This window comes from Streptomyces sp. NPDC050439, from assembly GCF_040655335.1.
Classification (GTDB): Bacteria; Actinomycetota; Actinomycetes; order Streptomycetales; family Streptomycetaceae; genus Streptomyces.
The window spans coordinates 105,635-125,428 of record NZ_JBFAJT010000012.1; the positions used below are offsets into that span (position 1 = coordinate 105,635).

At 68.9% G+C, this 19,794-nt stretch carries 18 protein-coding genes; 3 read left to right on the forward strand and 15 right to left on the reverse strand.

From position 1 onward, the window contains the following. Positions 1-3: 3 nt before the first annotated feature. Genes nuoL through AB0I66_RS38745 form a run of 12 tightly spaced genes read right to left on the reverse strand, consistent with a single transcriptional unit; the run spans position 4 to position 12,760 of the window. Positions 4-1,899, reverse strand: coding sequence for an NADH-quinone oxidoreductase subunit L (gene nuoL, locus AB0I66_RS38690; protein WP_363212752.1), 1,896 nt, complete (start codon positions 1,897-1,899; stop codon positions 4-6). Positions 1,900-1,913: 14 nt separating this feature from the next. Further along, entirely contained in the window at positions 1,914-2,213 is a 300-nt protein-coding gene (gene nuoK, locus AB0I66_RS38695; RefSeq protein WP_249588397.1) for an NADH-quinone oxidoreductase subunit NuoK, read from the reverse strand. Next, positions 2,210-3,025 carry an NADH-quinone oxidoreductase subunit J gene (locus tag AB0I66_RS38700; RefSeq protein ID WP_363212753.1) on the reverse strand — a complete coding sequence of 272 codons (816 nt, stop codon included), beginning with the start codon at positions 3,023-3,025 and terminating at the stop codon, positions 2,210-2,212. Before AB0I66_RS38700 ends, nuoK begins: the two co-directional genes overlap by 4 nt. Beyond that, positions 3,022-3,693: an NADH-quinone oxidoreductase subunit NuoI gene (nuoI, locus tag AB0I66_RS38705; protein ID WP_363212754.1), complete on the reverse strand. Its 672-nt coding sequence runs from the start codon at positions 3,691-3,693 to the stop codon at positions 3,022-3,024. Before nuoI ends, AB0I66_RS38700 begins: the two co-directional genes overlap by 4 nt. After that, on the reverse strand, positions 3,686-5,050 hold the full coding sequence (gene nuoH / locus AB0I66_RS38710) for an NADH-quinone oxidoreductase subunit NuoH (protein WP_363212883.1): 1,365 nt from the start codon (positions 5,048-5,050) through the stop codon (positions 3,686-3,688). The genes nuoI and nuoH overlap by 8 nt, the downstream gene beginning before the upstream one ends. Before the next feature lie 8 nt (positions 5,051-5,058). Beyond that, complete coding sequence (locus tag AB0I66_RS38715; RefSeq protein ID WP_363212755.1) at positions 5,059-7,572, reverse strand: NADH-quinone oxidoreductase subunit G; 2,514 nt, start codon at positions 7,570-7,572, stop codon at positions 5,059-5,061. Next, positions 7,569-8,930, reverse strand: a complete 1,362-nt coding sequence (gene nuoF, locus AB0I66_RS38720; RefSeq protein ID WP_363212756.1) for an NADH-quinone oxidoreductase subunit NuoF — start codon at positions 8,928-8,930, stop codon at positions 7,569-7,571. The genes AB0I66_RS38715 and nuoF overlap by 4 nt, the downstream gene beginning before the upstream one ends. Further along, positions 8,930-9,736 (reverse strand): NADH-quinone oxidoreductase subunit NuoE, encoded by an 807-nt coding sequence (gene nuoE, locus AB0I66_RS38725; protein WP_363212884.1) that lies wholly within the window; start codon positions 9,734-9,736, stop codon positions 8,930-8,932. Before nuoE ends, nuoF begins: the two co-directional genes overlap by 1 nt. A gap of 38 nt (positions 9,737-9,774) precedes the next feature. After that, the gene (locus AB0I66_RS38730) at positions 9,775-11,097 is read right to left on the reverse strand and encodes an NADH-quinone oxidoreductase subunit D (RefSeq protein ID WP_363212757.1); all 1,323 of its coding nucleotides are present in this window, start codon (positions 11,095-11,097) and stop codon (positions 9,775-9,777) included. Further along, the gene (locus AB0I66_RS38735; protein WP_363212758.1) at positions 11,097-11,828 is read right to left on the reverse strand and encodes an NADH-quinone oxidoreductase subunit C; all 732 of its coding nucleotides are present in this window, start codon (positions 11,826-11,828) and stop codon (positions 11,097-11,099) included. The genes AB0I66_RS38730 and AB0I66_RS38735 overlap by 1 nt, the downstream gene beginning before the upstream one ends. Next, positions 11,825-12,379, reverse strand: a complete 555-nt coding sequence (locus tag AB0I66_RS38740) for an NADH-quinone oxidoreductase subunit B (RefSeq protein WP_160506582.1) — start codon at positions 12,377-12,379, stop codon at positions 11,825-11,827. Before AB0I66_RS38740 ends, AB0I66_RS38735 begins: the two co-directional genes overlap by 4 nt. Before the next feature lie 21 nt (positions 12,380-12,400). After that, positions 12,401-12,760: an NADH-quinone oxidoreductase subunit A gene (locus tag AB0I66_RS38745; RefSeq protein ID WP_003992243.1), complete on the reverse strand. Its 360-nt coding sequence runs from the start codon at positions 12,758-12,760 to the stop codon at positions 12,401-12,403. 921 nt (positions 12,761-13,681) lie between these two features. On the opposite strand from AB0I66_RS38745, the gene AB0I66_RS38750 reads away from it, so the two are divergent. Then, the gene (locus AB0I66_RS38750; protein ID WP_363212759.1) at positions 13,682-14,497 is read left to right on the forward strand and encodes a C40 family peptidase; all 816 of its coding nucleotides are present in this window, start codon (positions 13,682-13,684) and stop codon (positions 14,495-14,497) included. Positions 14,498-14,594: 97 nt separating this feature from the next. Here AB0I66_RS38750 and AB0I66_RS38755 read toward each other — a convergent pair whose 3' ends face one another. Then, positions 14,595-14,921: a putative quinol monooxygenase gene (locus AB0I66_RS38755; protein ID WP_363212760.1), complete on the reverse strand. Its 327-nt coding sequence runs from the start codon at positions 14,919-14,921 to the stop codon at positions 14,595-14,597. 84 nt (positions 14,922-15,005) lie between these two features. Beyond that, positions 15,006-16,295 (reverse strand): geranylgeranyl reductase family protein, encoded by a 1,290-nt coding sequence (locus tag AB0I66_RS38760; RefSeq protein ID WP_363212761.1) that lies wholly within the window; start codon positions 16,293-16,295, stop codon positions 15,006-15,008. 97 nt (positions 16,296-16,392) lie between these two features. On the opposite strand from AB0I66_RS38760, the gene AB0I66_RS38765 reads away from it, so the two are divergent. Both AB0I66_RS38765 and AB0I66_RS38770 read left to right on the forward strand, forming a co-directional pair. After that, positions 16,393-16,929: a GNAT family N-acetyltransferase gene (locus AB0I66_RS38765; RefSeq protein ID WP_363212762.1), complete on the forward strand. Its 537-nt coding sequence runs from the start codon at positions 16,393-16,395 to the stop codon at positions 16,927-16,929. A 101-nt stretch (positions 16,930-17,030) separates the two neighbouring features. After that, positions 17,031-17,306 carry a serine/threonine kinase gene (locus AB0I66_RS38770; protein ID WP_363212885.1) on the forward strand — a complete coding sequence of 92 codons (276 nt, stop codon included), beginning with the start codon at positions 17,031-17,033 and terminating at the stop codon, positions 17,304-17,306. On the opposite strand, the gene AB0I66_RS38775 is transcribed toward AB0I66_RS38770, so the two are convergent. Next, the gene (locus tag AB0I66_RS38775) at positions 17,296-19,578 is read right to left on the reverse strand and encodes a hypothetical protein (protein WP_363212890.1); all 2,283 of its coding nucleotides are present in this window, start codon (positions 19,576-19,578) and stop codon (positions 17,296-17,298) included. The two genes, AB0I66_RS38770 and AB0I66_RS38775, sit on opposite strands and share 11 nt — an antisense overlap. Between the last annotated feature and the right edge of the window lie 216 nt (positions 19,579-19,794).

Consider the following 19,794-nt stretch of genomic DNA (forward strand, 5'->3'; position numbering starts at 1 on the left):
GTATCAGACCGCCCTCATCAGCAGGGTCGCGGCGATGAGTACCGCAACGCCGCCGAACATCGAGACCGCGTAGGAGCGGGCATAGCCGTTCTGCATCTTGCGCAGCCGTCCGGAGAGCCCGCCGACCGAGGCCGCCGTGCCGTTGACGACTCCGTCGACCAGGGTGTGGTCGACGTAGACCAGGGAGCGGGTGAGGTGCTCTCCGCCGCGGACCAGGACGACGTGGTTGAAGTCGTCCTGGAGGAGGTCGCGCCGGGCCGCCCGGGTGAGCACCGAACCGCGCGGGGCGGTGACCGGGACGGGACGGCGGCCGTACTGGACGTAGGCGAGGGCCACACCGATGAGCAGGACCACCATGGTGGCGCCCGTGACCGTGGCGGCGCTCAGCGGCGAGTGGCCGTGGTCGTGCTGGGTGACCGGCTCCAGCCAGTGCATGAAGCGGTCGCCGATGCTGAAGAACCCGCCCGCGAAGACCGAACCGAAGGCCAGCACGATCATCGGGATCGTCATGGACCTGGGCGACTCGTGCGGGTGCGGTGCGTTGCCTTCCGCGTCCGGCTGCCAGCGCTTCTCACCGAAGAACGTCATGATCATCACGCGCGTCATGTAGAACGCGGTGATCGCGGCGCCGAGCAGCGCGACCGAGCCGAGGATCCAGCCCTCTGTGCCGCCCTTGGCGAACGCCGCCTCGATGATCTTGTCCTTGGAGAAGAAGCCGGACAGACCGGGGAAGCCGATGATCGCCAGATAGCCGAGGCCGAAGGTGACGAAGGTGACCGGCATGTACTTCCGCAGGCCGCCGTACTTCCTCATGTCGACCTCGTCGTTCATGCCGTGCATGACCGAACCGGCTCCGAGGAAGAGCCCGGCCTTGAAGAAGCCGTGCGTCACCAGGTGCATGATCGCGAAGACGTAGCCGATGGGGCCGAGGCCCGCGGCCAGGATCATGTACCCGATCTGGGACATCGTCGACCCGGCGAGGGCCTTCTTGATGTCGTCCTTCGCGCAACCGACGATCGCACCGAAGAGGAGCGTGACCGCGCCCACGACGGTGACGACGAGCTGCGCGTCCGGAGCGCCGTTGAAGATCGCGCCGGAGCGGACGATCAAGTACACGCCGGCGGTGACCATCGTCGCCGCGTGGATGAGGGCCGAGACCGGGGTCGGGCCCTCCATCGCGTCGCCGAGCCAGGACTGCAGCGGCACCTGGGCCGACTTGCCGCACGCCGCGAGCAGCAGCATCAGGCCGATGGCCGTCAGCTTGCCCTCCGACGTCTCACCCGTGGCCTCCAGAACCGGCCCGAAGGCGAACGTCCCGAAGGTGGTGAACATCAGCATGATGGCGATCGAGAGGCCCATGTCGCCGACCCTGTTGACCAGGAAGGCCTTCTTCGCGGCGGTGGCCGCGCTGGGCTTGTGCTGCCAGAAGCCGATCAGGAGGTACGAGGCGAGGCCGACGCCCTCCCATCCGACGTACAGGAGCAGGTAGTTGTCGGCGAGGACGAGGATGAGCATCGCCGCGAGGAACAGGTTCAGATAGCCGAAGAAGCGGCGGCGCCGCTCGTCGTGCTCCATGTACCCGATGGAGTAGATGTGGATCAGGGTGCCCACACCGGTGATCAGCAGGACGAACGTCATCGACAGCTGGTCGAGCTGGAAGGCGACGTCCGCCTGGAAACCCTCCACGGGAATCCAGCTGAACACGTGCTGCGACAGGGAGCGCTCCTCCGCGCCCTTGCCCAGCATGTCGGCGAAGAGCATCACACCGATGACGAAGGAGGCGGCCGCGAGCAGCGTGCCGAGCCAGTGGCCGACACGGTCCAACCGCCGCCCGCCGCACAGCAGTACGGCCGCTCCGAGCAGAGGCGCCGCTACGAGCAGCGCGATCAGGTTCTCCACTTTTCAGCGACCCCTTACAGCTTCATCAGGCTGGCGTCGTCGACCGAGGCCGAGTGACGGGAGCGGAACAGCGACACGATGATCGCGAGGCCGACCACGACTTCCGCCGCGGCGACGACCATCGTGAAGAAGGCGATGATCTGGCCGTCGAGATTGCCGTGCAGCCGGGAGAAGGCCACGAAGGCGAGGTTGCACGCGTTGAGCATCAGCTCGATACACATGAACACCACGATCGCGTTCCGCCTGATCAGCACGCCGGTGGCGCCGATCGAGAACAACAGCGCCGCGAGATACAGGTAGTTGACCGGATTCACTTCGACGCCTCCTCGCTCTTGGTCGAACGCTCCAGACGCTCCGTGGAGCGCTGTTCGAGGGCCCGCAGATCGTCCAGTGCCTCGTCCGACACGTCGCGGATCTGGCCGCGCTCACGCAGCGTCTTGTTGACCGTGAGCTCGGAGGGGGTGCCGTCGGGGAGGAGACCCGCGACGTCCACGGCGTTGTGCCGGGCGTAGACACCCGGGGCGGGCAGCGGCGGCAGGTGGTTCGAGCGCACGCGCTCCTCGGACATCTCGCGCTGCGTCTTGGCGCGCTCCGTGCGCTCGCGGTGCGTGAGCACCATCGCGCCGACGGTGGCGGTGATGAGCAGTGCGCCCGTGATCTCGAAGGCGAAGACGTACTTCGTGAAGATGCTCTCGGCGAGACCCTCCACGTTGCCGCCCGCGTTCGCCTTGCCCATGCCCGCGAACTCGTTCACCGAGGCGTTCCCGATGCCGGCGAAGAGCAGGACGGCGAAGCCGAAGCCGCAGAGCCCGGCCAGCCAGCGCTGCCCCTTGATGGTCTCCTTCAGGGAGTCGGCGGCGGTGACACCGACGAGCATGACCACGAAGAGGAAGAGCATCATGATCGCGCCGGTGTAGACGACGACCTGGACGATGCCCAGGAAGTAGGCCCCGTTGGCGAGGTAGAAGACCGCGAGGATGATCATGGTCCCGGCGAGGCAGAGCGCGCTGTGCACGGCCTTCTTCATGAGGATCGTGCACAGGGCGCCGATCACGGCGACCGTGCCGAGCACCCAGAACTGGACGGCCTCACCGGTGGATGTGGTGTAGGCGGCGAGCTGCGTCATCGGTTGATCACCTCCCCCGACGCGGGTTCGGAGTCCCCGAAGGTGGAAGCGGCCTCCTGGGGCGTCTCCCCCTTGGAGAGGGCCACTTGGGGCACCGTGCCCGGAGCGGCCTCGGTCACCAGACCGCGGTAGTAGTCCTGCTCGTCGGTGCCGGGGAAGATCGAGTGCGGTGAGTCGACCATGCCTTCCTCCAGGCCGGCGAGAAGCTGCTCCTTGGTGAAGATGAGCTTCTCGCGGCTGCTGTCGGCCAGCTCGAACTCGTTCGTCATCGTCAACGCGCGCGTGGGGCACGCCTCGATGCACAGACCGCACAGGATGCAGCGGGCGTAGTTGATCTGGTAGACGCGGCCGTACCGCTCGCCCGGGGAGTAGCGCTCCTCCTCGGTGTTGTCCGCGCCCTCCACATAGATCGCGTCCGCGGGGCAGGCCCACGCGCAGAGCTCACAGCCGACGCACTTCTCCAGGCCGTCCGGATGGCGGTTGAGCTGGTGCCTGCCGTGGAAGCGGGGAGCGGTGACCTTCTCCTGCTCCGGATACTGCTCGGTCAGCCGCTTCTTGAACATGGCCTTGAAGGTCACGCCGAAGCCCGCGACGGGGTTCTGGAACCCCTGCTTCGATTGGTTCGACTCGTGCTGCGACTGGTTCGGCTCGTTCTTCGACTCAGCCATCGGACGCCTCCTTTCCGTCACTTCGCGTTCCGTCACTTTGAGTATCCGGCCCACCACTGACAATCAACTCGCGCTCGTGGCGCGGGCGTCGTCGCGGTACGGGCGGCAGGCTCTGTCCGGGCAGCGGCGGGACGGGGAATCCGCCGGCCATCGGGTCGAAGGCGACGGGCTCCTCCTCGGCCGCCGCTTCCTTCTCGCGCTTGTCGCGGAAGATGTCGACGACGACGGAGAGCAACAGGAGCGCGATGACTCCGCCGCCCACATAGAGCGCGATCGAGGTGAAGTCGTACTCCTCGTTCCGCATTGCCCTGACCGTCGCCACGAGCATCAGCCAGACGACCGAGACCGGGATCAGGACCTTCCAGCCGAGCTTCATCAGCTGGTCGTAACGGACGCGTGGCAGCGTGCCGCGCAGCCAGATGAAGAAGAACAGCAGCAGCTGGACCTTGATCACGAACCAGAGCATCGGCCACCAGCCGTGGTTCGCGCCCTCCCAGAAGGTGCTGATCGGGTACGGGGCCCGCCAGCCGCCCAGGAAGAGCGTGACCGAGACCGCCGAGACGGTGACCATGTTGACGTACTCGGCGAGCATGAACAGCGCGAACTTGATCGACGAGTACTCGGTGTTGAAGCCACCGACGAGGTCGCCCTCGGACTCGGGCATGTCGAACGGGGCGCGGTTGGTCTCGCCGATCATCGTCACGATGTAGATCAGGAACGACACCGGCAGCAGCAGGACGTACCAGCGGTCCGCCTGCGCCTCAACGATCGCCGAGGTCGACATCGACCCGGAGTAGAGGAACACCGAGGCGAACGCGGCGCCCATCGCGATCTCGTACGAGATCATCTGCGCGCAGGAGCGCAGACCGCCGAGGAGCGGATACGTGGAACCGGAGCTCCAGCCCGCAAGCACGATGCCGTAGATGCCGACCGACGCGACCGCGAGGATGTAGAGCATCGCGATCGGCAGGTCGGTGAGCTGCATCGTCGTGCGCTGGCCGAAGATCGAGATCTCGTTGCCCGCGGGACCGAAGGGAATCACCGCGATCGCCATGAAGGCCGGGATGGCCGCGACGATCGGCGCGAGGATGTAGACCACCTTGTCCGCGCGCTTGACGATCAGGTCTTCCTTGAGCATCAGCTTGATGCCGTCCGCGAGGGACTGCAGCATGCCCCAGGGGCCGTGCCGGTTGGGCCCGATGCGCAGCTGCATCCAGGCGACGACCTTGCGCTCCCACACGATGGAGAAGAGCACCGTCACCATCAGGAACGCGAAGCAGAACACCGCTTTGATCGCGACGAGCCACCACGGGTCACGGCCGAACATGGACAGGTCTTCCGCCGCAAGCGGCACCATGTGGTGCATCACGACGTCACCTCCGGGGCCTCAGAGGGCTCCGGCAGGAGCGCCGGGCCGATGCGGACGAGGTCGCCGGGGCGCGCACCGGTGTCGGAAGTGACGCCTCCCCCGGTCGAGTTCAGCGGCAGCCACACCACGCGGTCGGGCATCTCGGTCACCAGGAGCGGCAGTTCGGTCGCCCCCGCCGGTCCGGAGACGGCCAGGACGTCGCCGTCCTTGACGCCCGCCTCGGCCGCAGTGGCCGGGGAGAGCCGGGCGACCGCCGCGTGCCGTGTGCCGGCAAGCGCCTCGTCGCCCTCCTGGAGGCGGCCCTGGTCGAGCAGCAGCCGGTGCCCCGCGAGAACGGCCTCTCCGGAGGCGGGCCGCGGCGGCTGAGCACCCGTCTCCAGGGGCTCCGCGGCATGCGTGCCGTCCCAGCCGCCGAGCCGGTCCAGCTCGCGACGGGCGGACGCCAGGTCGGGAAGGCCCAGGTGTACGTCCCCGGCGTCGGCCAGCATGTGCAGCACGCGCGCGTCCGTCGGGGCCAGCGTGCGCGTCATCTGGTCGGGCTTGAGCGAGGCCTCGAACATGCGCGCCCTGCCCTCCCAGTTGAGGAAGGTGCCGGGCTTCTCAGCGACCGCGGCCACGGGCAGTACGACGTCGGCGTGCGCGGTGACCTCACTGGGCCGCAGCTCGAGCGAGACCAGGAACCCGACCTCGGAGAGTGCTTCACGCGCGCGTGCCGGGTCGGGAAGGTCGGCGACCTCCACACCCGACACCAGGAGCGCGCCCAGTTCGCCGGTCGCCGCCGCCTCGATGATCTGGCCGGTGTCGCGGCCGTAGCGGTGCGGGAGTTCGGCCACGCGCCATACGGCCGCGACCTCGTCCCGCGCGCGCGGGTCGGTGGACGGACGCCCGCCGGGGAGCAGCGAGGGCAGCGCACCGGCCTCGATGGCGCCGCGTTCCCCCGCCCGGCGCGGAATCCACACCAGCCGCGCACCGGTCGCGGAAGCGGCCCGTACGGCGGCGGTGAGCCCGCCCGGCACGGCCGCGAGACGCTCGCCGACCACGATCACCGCACCCGGAGCGCGCAGCGCCTCGGCCGCCCTGGCACCGTCGCCCTCAAGTCCGGCCTCTCCGGAGAGAGCGTCGAGCCACTCCGTCTCGGTGCCGGGAGCGGCGGGCAACAGCGTGCCGCCCGCCTTCTCCAGACCCCGGGTCTGGTGCGTGGCGAGGGAGAACGTCCGCTGGCCGTGCTTGCGCCAGGCCTTGCGAAGGCGCAGGAAGACCCCGGGCGCCTCCTCCTCGGCCTCGAAGCCGACGAGCAGGACCGCGGGCGCCTTCTCCACTTCCGCGTACGTGACGCCGGCGCCGTCCAGGTCCCGGCCACGGCCCGCGACGCGGGCGGCCAGGAAGTCGGCTTCCTCGCTGCTGTGCACGCGCGCGCGGAAGTCGATGTCGTTCGTGTCGAGCGCCACGCGCGCGTACTTGCTGTACGCGTACGCGTCCTCCACGGTGAGGCGCCCACCGGTCAGCACACCGGCCCGGCCGCGCGCGGCGGCGAGTCCGTTCGCCGCGGCTTCGAGGGCCTCGGGCCAACTGGCGGCCTCCAGCTCACCCGTCTCCGCGTTGCGCACCAGCGGCGTGGTGAGCCGGTCCGGCTTCTGCGCGTAACGGAAGCCGAAGCGCCCCTTGTCGCAGATCCACTCCTCGTTGACCTCGGGGTCGTCCGCCGCGAGGCGCCGCATGACCTTGCCGCGCCGGTGGTCGGTGCGCGTCGCGCAGCCGCCCGCGCAGTGCTCGCAGACCGAGGGCGACGACACCAGGTCGAAGGGCCGCGAGCGGAAGCGGTACGCCGCCGACGTCAGCGCGCCGACCGGACAGATCTGGATGGTGTTCCCGGAGAAGTACGACTCGAAGGGGTCGCCCTCGCCCGTGCCGACCTGCTGGAGCGCACCGCGCTCGATCAGCTCGATCATCGGGTCGCCCGCGATCTGGTTCGAGAAGCGCGTACAGCGGGCACACAGCACGCACCGCTCACGGTCGAGCAGCACCTGCGTGGAGATCGGCACCGGCTTCTCGTACGTCCGCTTCTTGCCCTCGAAGCGGGTGTCCGAGTCGCCGACCTGCATCGCCTGGTTCTGCAGCGGGCACTCGCCGCCCTTGTCGCAGACCGGGCAGTCCAGCGGGTGGTTGATCAGGAGCAGCTCCATCACGCCGCGCTGGGCCTTCTCGGCGACCGGCGAGGAGAGCTGCGACTTCACGACCATGCCGTCGGTGCAGGTGATGGTGCAGGAGGCCATCGGCTTGCGCTGGCCCTCCACCTCGACGATGCACTGGCGGCAGGCGCCCGCCGGATCGAGCAGCGGGTGGTCGCAGAAGCGGGGGATCTCGATGCCGAGGAGCTCGGCGGCCCGGATCACCAGCGTCCCCTTCGGGACGCTGATCTCGGCGCCGTCGATCGTCAGCGACACGAGGTCTTCCGGCGGAACCGCCGCCTCGCCGCCCCCGGAGGGAGCGCTATTAGTGGTCACTGTCATGCGTTCACCTCCGAATGTGCGGAGGGCCGGTCGGCCCAGAGAGTCGACTTCGCCGGGTCGAAGGGGCAGCCCTTGCCGGTGATGTGCTGCTCGTACTCCTCGCGGAAGTACTTGAGCGAGGAGAAGATCGGCGATGCGGCGCCGTCACCCAGCGCGCAGAACGACTTGCCGTTGATGTTGTCGGCGATGTCGTTCAGCTTGTCCAGGTCGGACATGACGCCCTTGCCGGCCTCGATGTCACGGAGCAACTGGACCAGCCAGTACGTCCCTTCGCGGCAGGGCGTGCACTTGCCGCAGGACTCGTGGGCGTAGAACTCGGTCCAGCGGGTGACCGCCCGCACCACGCACGTCGTCTCGTCGAAGCACTGCAGCGCCTTCGTGCCGAGCATCGAGCCGGCGGCGCCCACGCCCTCATAGTCCAGCGGGACGTCGAGGTGCTCGTCGGTGAACATCGGCGTCGAGGAGCCGCCCGGCGTCCAGAACTTGAGCCGGTGGCCCGCCCTGATCCCGCCGCTCATCTCGAGGAGCTGGCGCAGGGTGATGCCGAGCGGGGCCTCGTACTGGCCGGGGCTCGTGACGTGGCCGCTCAGCGAATAGAGCGTGAAGCCGGGGGACTTCTCGCTTCCCATCGACTTGAACCAGTCTTTTCCGCGATTCAGGATCGCGGGAACCGACGCGATGGACTCGACGTTATTTACGACAGTGGGGCATGCGTAGAGGCCCGCGACGGCCGGGAAAGGGGGACGCAGTCGCGGCTGGCCACGGCGGCCTTCGAGCGAGTCGAGCAGCGCGGTCTCCTCACCACAGATGTACGCGCCCGCACCCGCGTGCACGGTGAGTTCGAGGTCGAGTCCGCTGCCCAGGATGTTCTCGCCCAGGAATCCCGCCTCTTTCGCCTCACGCACGGCCTCGTGCAACCGCCTGAGCACGGGGACGACTTCACCGCGCAGGTAGATGAAGGCATGCGAGGAACGGATCGCGTAACAGGCGATCACAATGCCCTCGATGAGGCTATGCGGGTTCGCGAAGAGGAGCGGGATGTCCTTACAGGTCCCCGGCTCCGATTCGTCGGCGTTGACAACTAGATAGTGCGGCTTTCCGTCGCCCTGCGGAATGAACTGCCATTTCATTCCGGTGGGGAATCCGGCGCCGCCACGGCCGCGCAGACCGGAGTCCTTCACGTACGCGATGAGGTCGTCCGGCGCCATGGCCAGGGCCTTGCGCAGGCCCTCGTACCCCTCGTGCCGTCGGTAGGTGTCCAGCGTCCAGGACTTCTCGTCGTCCCAGAACGCCGAGAGCACCGGCGCGAGCAGCTTCTCGGGGCTCGTCTCGTTGTCGATCTCGGCTGCCAAGGTCATCACTCCCCCTCCTCGGCGGTCGGTCCGGCCGGGTGGGCCGGGTCGGATGCCGAGGTCTCCTGCGGTGCGTCATGCGAGCTGAGGTGCTCGGCAGGCGCCTCGTCCTGCGGGCCGCCCGCGCGCGGGTGGACCACCCTCGGCTGCGGCAACTCGCCCTTGGCCAGGCGCAGTCCGATCAGCGAGGCCGGGCCCGCGCCGCCGCTCGCCTCGACGGCGCCGGGACGCTCGTCGGGGAAGCCCGCCAGAATCCGGGCCGTCTCCTTGTACGTGCACAGGGGGGCGCCGCGGGTCGGTTCGACCTGCACACCCGCGCGCAGGTCGTCGACGAGCCGCTTGGCGGTCTCGGGAGTCTGGTTGTCGAAGAACTCCCAGTTGACCATCACGACGGGAGCGAAGTCGCAGGCCGCGTTGCACTCGATGTGCTCCAGCGTGACCTTGCCGTCCTCCGTGGTCCCTTCGTTGCCCACGCCCAGGTGCTCCTGGAGGGACTCGAAGATCGCGTCGCCGCCCATGACGGCACACAACGTGTTGGTGCAGACGCCGACCTGGTAGTCACCGGAGGGCTTGCGCCGGTACATCGTGTAGAAGGTCGCGACCGCGGTGACCTCGGCGGTGGTCAGGCCGAGGACCTCCGCGCAGAAGGCCATGCCCGTGCGCGTGACGTGACCCTCCTCCGACTGCACGAGGTGCAGCAGCGGGAGCAGCGCGGACCGCGAGTCCGGGTAGCGGGCGATGACTTCCTTGGCGTCCGCGTCGAGCCTGGCCCGTACGTCGGCCGGGAAGTCGGGGGCGGGGAGTTGGGGCATGCCCAGGCTGACGCCCGCGCCCTGGGAAGGGGTGGTGGTCACCGGTCGACGCCTCCCATCACGGGGTCGATGGACGCGACGGCGACGATGACGTCGGCGACCTGGCCGCCCTCACACATCGCCGCCATGGCCTGCAGGTTGGTGAAGGACGGGTCGCGGAAGTGGACCCGGTAGGGGCGGGTGCCGCCGTCGGAGACGACATGCACGCCGAGCTCGCCCTTGGGCGACTCGACCGCGGTGTACGCCTGCCCGGCCGGGACCCGGAAGCCCTCGGTCACCAGCTTGAAGTGGTGGATCAGGGCCTCCATGGAGGTGCCCATGATCTTCTTGATGTGGTCGAGCGAGTTGCCGAGGCCGTCCGGGCCGAGCGCCAGTTGCGCGGGCCAGGCGATCTTCTTGTCGCCGACCATGACCGGACCCGGCGCGAGCCGGTCCAGGCACTGCTCGACGATGCGCAGCGACTGGCGCATCTCCTCCAGACGGATCAGGAAGCGTCCGTAGGAGTCACAGGTGTCGGCGGTCGGCACGTCGAACTCGTAGTTCTCGTAACCGCAGTAGGGATCCGACTTGCGCAGGTCGTGCGGCAGGCCCGCCGAGCGCAGGACCGGGCCCGTGGCGCCGAGTGCCATGCAGCCGGCGAGGTCGAGATAGCCGACGTCCTGCATACGGGCCTTGAAGATGGGGTTCCCGGTGGCGAGCTTGTCGTACTCGCCGAGGTTCTTCTGCATCTTCTTCACGAACTCGCGGATCTGGTCCACCGCGCCCGGCGGCAGGTCCTGGGCGAGTCCGCCGGGCCGGATGTACGCGTGGTTCATGCGCAGGCCGGTGATCAGCTCGAAGATGTCGAGAACGAGTTCACGATCCCGGAAGCCGTAGATCATGATGGTCGTCGCGCCCAGCTCCATGCCGCCGGTGGCGATGCACACCAGGTGCGAGGAGAGCCGGTTGAGCTCCATCAGGAGCACGCGGATGACCGAGGCGCGGTCCGGGATCTGGTCCTCGATGCCGAGGAGCTTCTCGACCCCGAGGCAGTACGCCGTCTCGTTGAAGAACGGCGTCAGATAGTCCATGCGCGTGACGAACGTCGTGCCCTGCGTCCACGTGCGGTACTCGAGGTTCTTCTCGATGCCCGTGTGCAGATAGCCGATGCCGCAACGGGCCTCGGAGACGGTCTCGCCCTCGATCTCCAGGATGAGCCGGAGCACACCATGGGTGGAGGGGTGCTGCGGACCCATGTTGACGATGATGCGCTCGTCGTCGGACCGGGCGGCGGACTGGACGACCTCGTCCCAGTCGCCGCCGGTGACCGTATATACGGTCCCCTCGGTCGTTTCGCGGGCGGAGGCGTGTGAAGTGGACATCAGCTGTACGACCTCCGCTGGTCCGGAGCCGGGATCTGGGCGCCCTTGTACTCGACGGGGATGCCGCCGAGGGGGTAGTCCTTGCGCTGCGGGAAGCCCTGCCAGTCGTCCGGCATCATGATCCGCGTCAGCGCCGGGTGACCGTCGAAGATCAGGCCGAAGAAGTCGTACGCCTCGCGCTCGTGCCAGTCGTTCGTCGGATAGACGGAGACCAGCGAGGGGACGTGCGGATCGGCGTCAGGGGCGCTGACTTCGAGCCGGATCAGGCGGTTGTGGGTGATCGAGCGCAGGTGGTAGACGGCGTGCAGCTCGCGGCCCTTGTCCTCCAGGAAGTGCACGCCGCTGACGCCCGTGCAGAGCTCGAAGCGCAGGGCCGGGTCGTCGCGCAGGGTCTGGGCGACCCGGACGAGGTGCTCGCGCGCGATGTGGAAGGTGAGCTCGTCGCGGTCGACGACCGTCTTCTCGATCGCGTTCTCCGGGAGGAGCCCCTGCTCTTCCAGGGCTCCTTCCAGCTCGTCCGCGACTTCGTCGAACCAGCCGCCGTACGGGCGCGCGGTGGCGCCGGGCAGGGTGACCGTGCGCACCAGGCCGCCGTAACCGGACGTGTCGCCGCCGTTGTCGGCGCCGAACATGCCCCTGCGGACGCCGATGACCTTGCCGGCCTCGTCGCGGGGAGCGGGGACGCCGTTCCCGTTCAGGTGCTCGTCGTGTTCGTCGTGCGCGTCGCTCACCGCAGCAGCCCCTTCATCTCGATGGTGGGGAGGGCCTTGAGGGCCGCCTCCTCCGCCTCGCGGGCCGCTTCCTCGGCGTTGACCCCGAGCTTGCCGCCCTGGATCTTCTGGTGGAGCTTGAGGATCGCGTCCATCAGCATCTCGGGCCGCGGCGGACAGCCGGGCAAATAGATGTCAACAGGGACGATGTGGTCCACACCCTGCACAATCGCGTAATTGTTGAACATCCCGCCCGACGAAGCGCAAACCCCCATGGAGATGACCCACTTGGGGTTCGGCATCTGGTCATAGACCTGCCGCAGGACCGGCGCCATCTTCTGGCTCACACGCCCGGCCACGATCATCAGATCGGCCTGCCGCGGTGAACCGCGGAAGACCTCCATGCCGAAGCGAGCCAGGTCATAACGCCCGGCTCCCGTCGTCATCATCTCGATGGCGCAGCAGGCAAGGCCGAAGGTCGCGGGGAAGACGGATGACTTGCGCACCCAGCCCGCGGCTTGTTCGACGGTGGTCAGCAGAAAACCGCTCGGCAGTTTCTCTTCGAGTCCCATGCTCTTTGGCCCCTCAGACCTTTAGTCCCATTCCAGGCCGCCACGCCGCCATACGTACGCGTACGCGACGAAGACGGTGAGCACGAAGAGCAGCATCTCCACGAGCCCGAAAATCCCCAGCGCGTCGAAGGTGACGGCCCAGGGGTAAAGGAAGACGATCTCGATGTCGAAGACGATGAAGAGCATCGCCGTCAGGTAGTACTTGATGGGAAATCGCCCGCCGCCGGCCGGAGTCGGCGTCGGCTCGATACCGCACTCATACGCCTCGAGCTTGGCGCGGTTGTACCGCTTTGGACCGATAAGCGTGGCCATGACCACGGAGAAGATCGCAAAGCCTGCCCCGAGGGCTCCCAGCACGAGGATGGGCGCATAGGCGTTCACGCTCCTCGCTCCTCTCAGTCGGCACTGACTGTTGGCGGTTGCATCGGACCGCGACCCGCCCACCACGACCCACGAAGATCGCTTACATGTGAAGCAGGTCACAAGCCCAACTGCCGTGCATCTTATGCCCGCCGGTCTGTGATCTGCGACACGGGGTGCGACAACGGCTTTGTGATCTCCACCACCTGACGAAGGATCATGAAGTCGGATGAGCGGTGATCTTCATACGCGAAGCGCCTGAGTGATCACCAGTGGTGACATCTCGGCGAGTTACCGCTGGTCGGGAGGGGGTCGCCCTATCAAGCGATGGCCGAAGCAAGCAAATTGGCGCTGGACGCGCTGGCTTGATAGTGGCGGCTCATTCACACTTTGGCGGGAGGGTTGTGGATGAAGGTGGACAGCCACGAACGCGTGCACAGATTCACGAGCCACCGAAGCGGCACCTTCACGACGATCGAAGCGGCACCAAGCGACACCTTTATGACGATCGGAACAGCACCCCCGCGAGAGCCGCTCGGCACCTCGCCGACACGGGCCCGTCGTCGATCCACCGTCGATCCCTCGTCGATCCGTCACCGATCCCCCATACGGACAACACCCCTGAATTCTTCGGGAGATCTCAGGAAGGTCTCGGCGCGATCTCAGGGAGATCCCCTAGGGCAACACCTGTGACCTGCGCCACACGCCAATGGGCGGCAAAGAAACCGGGCTTGGCCAACCGGCTCAACCGGTGGTAGTCCGAGGGCAATTCGGGCGTATCGCAGAAAACCCATGATCACAGGCGTGATCGCCGTTGTCCGCATTGCCCGTTACGGCGTCAATAAGAAGTGACACGCCCGGGATTCGGGGCCGAGAACAGCAACTGTGGCGCAGCCCACGTTTCTTGATGGGAACCCTGACTCCCTGATAGCGGTTGTTCTCATGTCCCACACCGCTCACATACCCAGCCACCGGAAGCCCCGTCGTAGCGCCACGAAGCAGGCCCTGCGCGCCGGAGTTGCCGGTGGCGTCCTCAGCACCCTGGCAGTGGCCGCCGCCGCCGGAACGGCGACCGCCGCCGAGCCGGTGACCGAGACCATCGAAATGCCCACGCTCACCGCGGATCTCTCCACGCAGATCGCGCAGTCCGCTGAGGCCACCCAGCAGACCGCCGACAGCTACGAGCTCCGCGCCGAGCAGGACGCGGCCGCCGTGAAGGCCGCCAAGCAGGCCAAGGAAGACCAGGCCGCCGCCGAGAAGAAGGCGGAGGCCAAGGCGAAGGCCGAGGCCGCCGCCAAGAAGAAGGCGGAGGAGGAGCGCGCCTCGCGTTCCACCGAGCGCACGACGCTCAGCGCCGCCGGCGGCTCCAGCGCCTCCACCGCCGACACGCCCGCTCCCGCCAGCGGCAGCGTCGGCACGGTCATCAGCTTCCTGAAGGCCCAGCTCGGCGACGCGTACGTCATGGGTGCCTCCGGACCCAACGCGTGGGACTGCTCCAGCCTCGTCCAGGCCGCGTTCAAGCAGGCGGGCGTGGACCTTCCGCGCGTCTCGCAGGACCAGTCGGTCTCCGGTACGCCGGTCTCGCTCTCCAACGTCCAGGTGGGCGACATCCTTTACTGGGGTGGCGCGGGCTCCGCGTACCACGTGGGTGTGTACATCGGTAACGGCCAGTACCTCGACGCCGCCAACCCCGGCAAGGGCGTTGTCATCCAGGACCTGTCGGGCTACCCCGCCGACGGTGCCGTGCGCGTCCTCTGAGGGCCCCTCACAGCAACGCGGAAGGGCCGGGAACCCCCAGCGGGGTTCCCGGCCCTTCTGTGCGCTCAGCGAGGCGAGACGAGGCCTGGCACAGGCATCAGCCCTTCGGCGAGAGCTCGCCCATCTCGGACCAGCTGCTGCCCGGGATCTCGGTGTGGATGATCTCGGGGGTCGAGGCGATCAACTCGGACATCGACTCCATGGCGGACTTGAAGTGGTCGGAGCCGACGTGCGCCGCGCCCGCCTCCTGGGAGGCGAAGCCCTCCAGGAGGACGAACTGGTGGGGGTCGTCGACGCTGCGGGACCAGTCGTAGAAGAGGTTGCCCTCCTCCGCGCGCGTGGCCCGCGTGAACTCGGCGGTCCGCTCCAGCCAGCTGTCGGCGTACTCGGGGCGGACGGTGAACTTGACTGCGATGAAAATCATGCGACCAGCCTCGTACCACTCATGGGGCAAGGGCAAATCGGACAGAGCCCCACACCTGCATGACGCTCTCGCCCCCGCCGACACTCACGCCTTCGGGGCCACCTTGCTCAGGCCGTTGATGATGCGGTCCATCGCGTCGCCGCCCGTCGGGTCGGTGAGGTTGGCCAGCATCTTCAGCGTGAACCGCATCAGCATCGGGTGCGTCAGACCCCGCTGCGTGGCGATCTTCATGACCTTCGGGTTGCCGATGAGCTTCACGAAGGCGCGGCCCAGCGTGTAGTAGCCGCCGTAGGTGTCCTTCAGAACCTTCGGGTAGCGCTGGAGCGCCAGTTCGCGCTGGGCGGGGGTCTGGCGGGCGTGCGCCTGGACGATGACGTCCGCCGCGATCTGCCCGGACTCCATGGCGTACGCGATGCCCTCGCCGTTGAAGGGGTTCACCATGCCGCCCGCGTCGCCCACCAGGAGCAGGCCCTTGGTGTAGTGCGGCTGGCGGTTGAAGGCCATGGGCAGGGCGGCGCCGCGGATCGGCATGGTCATGTTGTCCGGGGTGTAGCCCCACTCCTCCGGCATCGAGGCGCACCAGGCCTTCAACACCTCGCGCCAGTCCAGCTCCTTGTAGGCGGAGGAGGAATCGAGGATGCCGAGCCCGACGTTCGACGTGCCGTCGCCCATGCCGAAGACCCAGCCGTAGCCGGGCAGGAGCCGGTCCTCGGCGCCGCGCCGGTCCCACAGCTCCAGCCAGGACTCCAGGTAGTCGTCGTCGTGGCGGGGCGAGGTGAAGTACGTACGCACCGCGACGCCCATCGGACGGTCGTCGCGGCGGTGCAGACCCATCGCGAGCGAGAGCCGGGTCGAGTTGCCGTCAGCGGCGACCACCAGGGGGGCGTGGAAGGTGACCGGGGTCTTCTCCTCGCCCATCTTGGCGTGCACGCCGGTGATGCGGCCCGTGCGGTCGTCGACGATCGGGGCACCGACGTTGCAGCGCTGGTAGAGGCGGGCGCCCGCCTTCTGCGCCTGGTTCGCGAGCTGCTCGTCGAAGTCGTCGCGCTTACGGACCAGGCCGTAGTTGGGGTAGGCGGCGAGTTCCGGCCAATCGAGCTGGAGCCGAACACCGCCCCCGATGATGCGCAGGCCTTTGTTCCGCAGCCAGCCGGCCTCCTCGGAGATGTCGATCCCCATGGAGACGAGCTGCTTGGTGGCGCGCGGCGTCAGACCGTCGCCGCAGACCTTCTCCCTGGGGAACGCGGTCTTCTCCAGGAGCAGTACGTCGAGTCCGGCCTTCGCCAGGTAATAGGCGGTCGTGGAACCGGCTGGCCCGGCCCCGACGACGATCACATCAGCGGTGTGTTCGGTGAGGGGCTGGGGCTCGGTCACGGCGGGTTCTCCCCAAGGCTCGAAATCTGTGTGCCGACGGGCACGGGTTATGGGCAGTCTATGCAGCGGTACCGATCAGCCAGCCGAAGGGCCACCCGTGACAAAGCAGGCGACAAAGCAGACGCCGTCGACCAAGACCCTGCCCGCCGTACAACTGCGTGTCCCGACGCACGAGGACGCGTTCGTCTGGCACCGGCTCTTCGACGACCCGGAGGTCATGGAGTTCTTCGGCACCGGCACGTCGGCCGAGCTCTCCGTGTACGAGGAACTGACCGCCCGGCAGCGCAGACACGACGCCGAACTCGGCTTCTGCCTCTGGACGTTGCTCGACGCGGACGGCGAGCCGATCGGCTTCACCGGAGCGCAGCCCTGGCCCAACGACTGGGGGCCCAGGGGCGAGATCGAGATCGGCTGGCGGCTCACCCGCGCCGCCTGGGGGAAGGGGTACGCGAGCGCCGCCGCGCAGGCCACCCTGGAACGGGTGCGCGCGGCGGGCGTACGGGACGTGGTGGCGATGGTCGATGTCCGCAACGCACGGTCCGTGGCCGTCACCCGGCGGCTCGGCATGGAGCTGGCCGAGACCTTCACGACGCCGTCGAAGCGGGAGGCGCACACCTTCCGGCTCACGCTGTAGCGGGTCTACCCTGCCGGTACCGCCGGGGGGTGACATCCGTGCCGAAGACGCCCAGGACTGACGAGCCGGACGACGTGCTCGTGCCACGGCTGGTCGGCCTGATGGCCGTGGACGCGCGCGAGTCGGCCGCGAAGCACGGCGTGGAGCTCGCGGCGCCGGACCGCCCCGAGTTCCACCTGGTCGTCCTCGATCACGTGGTCCGGCAGTACCCCCCGCCCGGCGCGTGGATCCCGCGCGACGCCGTCGTCACCATCTGGTTCGAGTTCGGCCCCGGCGAGGGCGAGGGCGGCGCGGGCGTACGTGAACCCCGCCGCCCGGGGCCTCCGGGCGGCGGGGTCCGCCGGGAGCTCAACGAGCCGGAGCACCTCAGCCGTTGAGCCGCCAGTTCTCCAGGGCGATCCGGTGGTTCTTCTCGCCCTCGCCCGCGGGCCAGAAGTCCGCGCGCCAGGAGAGCAGGATGGCGTACTCGGTGCCGTTGTCCGCGACGTAACTCTGGTTCAGCGCATGGATCTCGCGGCCCGCCCGGTCGGTGTACGTGTACTCCCAGATCGCGCCGCTGCGCCCCTGGAAGGTGTTCGGTTCGAGTCGCAGCCGCTGGTAGTCCGACTTCTTCGGGTCCTTCTTGGCGTCCTTCTCGATGTTCGTGAAGTTCTCGTACGAGGTGTACGGGGCGTTCGGGACCACGCCGACGATGTACTGCTCCGGGCCGGTCGACCCGGCGTACACGACCTGGCCGGGGCGCTCCTCGCCCTGCCGGGACCAGCCGTCGGGCACGGCGAACTCGAAGCCGCTCACGTCGGACACCAGGTCGAAGCCCGCGGGCGCTTCGGGGGCGTCGTCCACGGTGTCCGGGCTCACGCTCGGCTCCACCTCCGGGTCCTCCGTGCCGTCCGTCGGGGTGTCCGGGGCGGACGGCGTGGGCGCCGGCGTGGGGTCCTGGCTGCGGCTGACGGCGGGCTTGTCGTCCTGGCCTCCCGCCTTGTCGGCGGAGCCGTCGTTGTTGTCCTGCCAGAGCAGGACGCCGGCCGCGATGCCGCTGCCGATGACGAAGGCAGCGGTGAGCGTGGCGACCCAGAGGGCGGTGCGGCGGGGCTCGGGCGGGGCGGGCGGCTGCTGGTGCAGTTGGTAGGCGTGGGGGTCGTAGGGCGTGGGGGCGTAGGCCGGGTCGTACGCGGGCCGGGGTGCGGGGGTGAATCCCGGTGTCGCGGGGTCCGGCGTGACCGGGCCCACGGCGCCGATGGCGCCCTCGGTGGGCGCGTCGGCCAGGGAACCGGACGCGTCGGGGGCGCCGGAAGCACCCACGGGGCCGCTCGGCATCGGCGGCACCGACGGCATCGGCACCGCGCCGGCCCCCGGCCGCTGACCCGCGAGTTGCAGCAGGAACGGCGCGACGAGCGCGGCGCCGAACACCCAGAGCAGCCCGAACAGCAGCGCGTCCGGCACGCTCACGCCCGTCTCGAAGCTGCCGTTGCCCGAGCCGCTCCCGCCGCCGCCACCGCCGAACTCCGACGAGGCGCTGCCGGTCGCGTCGACGCTGAACCCGCCGACCCCGGCGAGGAGCAGGAAGAGCCCGAAGAAGATCCCGGCGGCGAGGAGTTGCTCGCCCCGGTGCGCGGAACGGCGCGCGGCGAGCAGGCCGAGGACCAGCGCGCACACGAGGCCGAGCGCCAGCGCCCCCACGACGGCCCAGTCGTTGGTGACGTCCCCCAGCTCGGAGAGCCCGAAGGTCTCGCTCTCGCGGCCGCCGCCGTACGCCGAACTGCTCCCCTCGACCGAAGCGCCGAGCGGCGCTCCCCAGCCGAGGCCGAGGGCGGCGACACCGAGGTTCGGCAGCAGGAGCAGGGCGATGAGCAGGGGTGACACGTCGGCCTCGTCGAGGTCGGCGAGACCTTCGAGGTCGTCGATCTGGGCGAGGCTGATGAACGCGACGAGCGAGCAGACGACGAGGACGATCGCGAGCGCGCGCAGCGCGGTGCCGGTGGCGCGGAACGCCGCCTGCCAGCCCGGCCGTCGGGCGAGCCACTGGGTCAGGTCGTCGCGGTGCAGCACGCCGCAGGAGACGGCCAGGGCGAGGACGAGCGCGCCGAGGGCGGCGAGCACCGGGGACGAGGAGAGCTCGACGCCCTCGATCTCGGGCTGCGCGAAGAGGCTCAGCGCCAGCGTGCCCGCGGTCACCAACAGGCTTACGCGCACGGCCGCTTCGAGCCCGGCCGTGCCGCCGCCGAGGCCGCCGGCCCGCAGGAGGACCCGGGTACGCAGCAGGCGTACGCCGATGAAGAGGGCCCCGATCCACAGCGCGGTGGCGGTGAGCGGGATGAGGTGCAGCGAGGCACTGCCGTCGAAGGCGACGTCGACGCTGGAGCTCTCGCCGCCGAAGAGGGACGACTGCTGCCGCTCGCTCCCGGAGATCTCGAAGCCGCCGCCCACGGCCTGGAGCAGCGTCGCGAGGGCGATCCGGAGCCGGTCGCCGAACCCGACGACGACGTCGCCGTCACCCTGCCCGTAGGAGGGAATGGCCAGCGCGGCAGCTGCGATCAGCACGAGCCCGACCGGCCACAGCGCGGCTTGCGCGGCCCCGGCCCAGTCCCCGCGGAACGCCCGCCCGAAGAAGGCACCGAGCGGTGAGGGCCCGGCGGGCGCGGGCGCCACGGGCGGGGGCGGCGGTGGGAGCGGGGGCTGCGGAAGTGCGGGTGCGGGGAGGGAGGTTGCGGTGTATCCCGGCCCTTCGGGCGTCTCTTGTGGCGCGCCTTCGGACGTACTTTCGGGCGTGCCATCCGGCTTACTTCCGGACGCGCTTTCGGACACACTTTCGGACGCGCTTTCGGGCGTCGCCGCTTCACCGGCGGGCTCGTCGCCCTTGGGTTC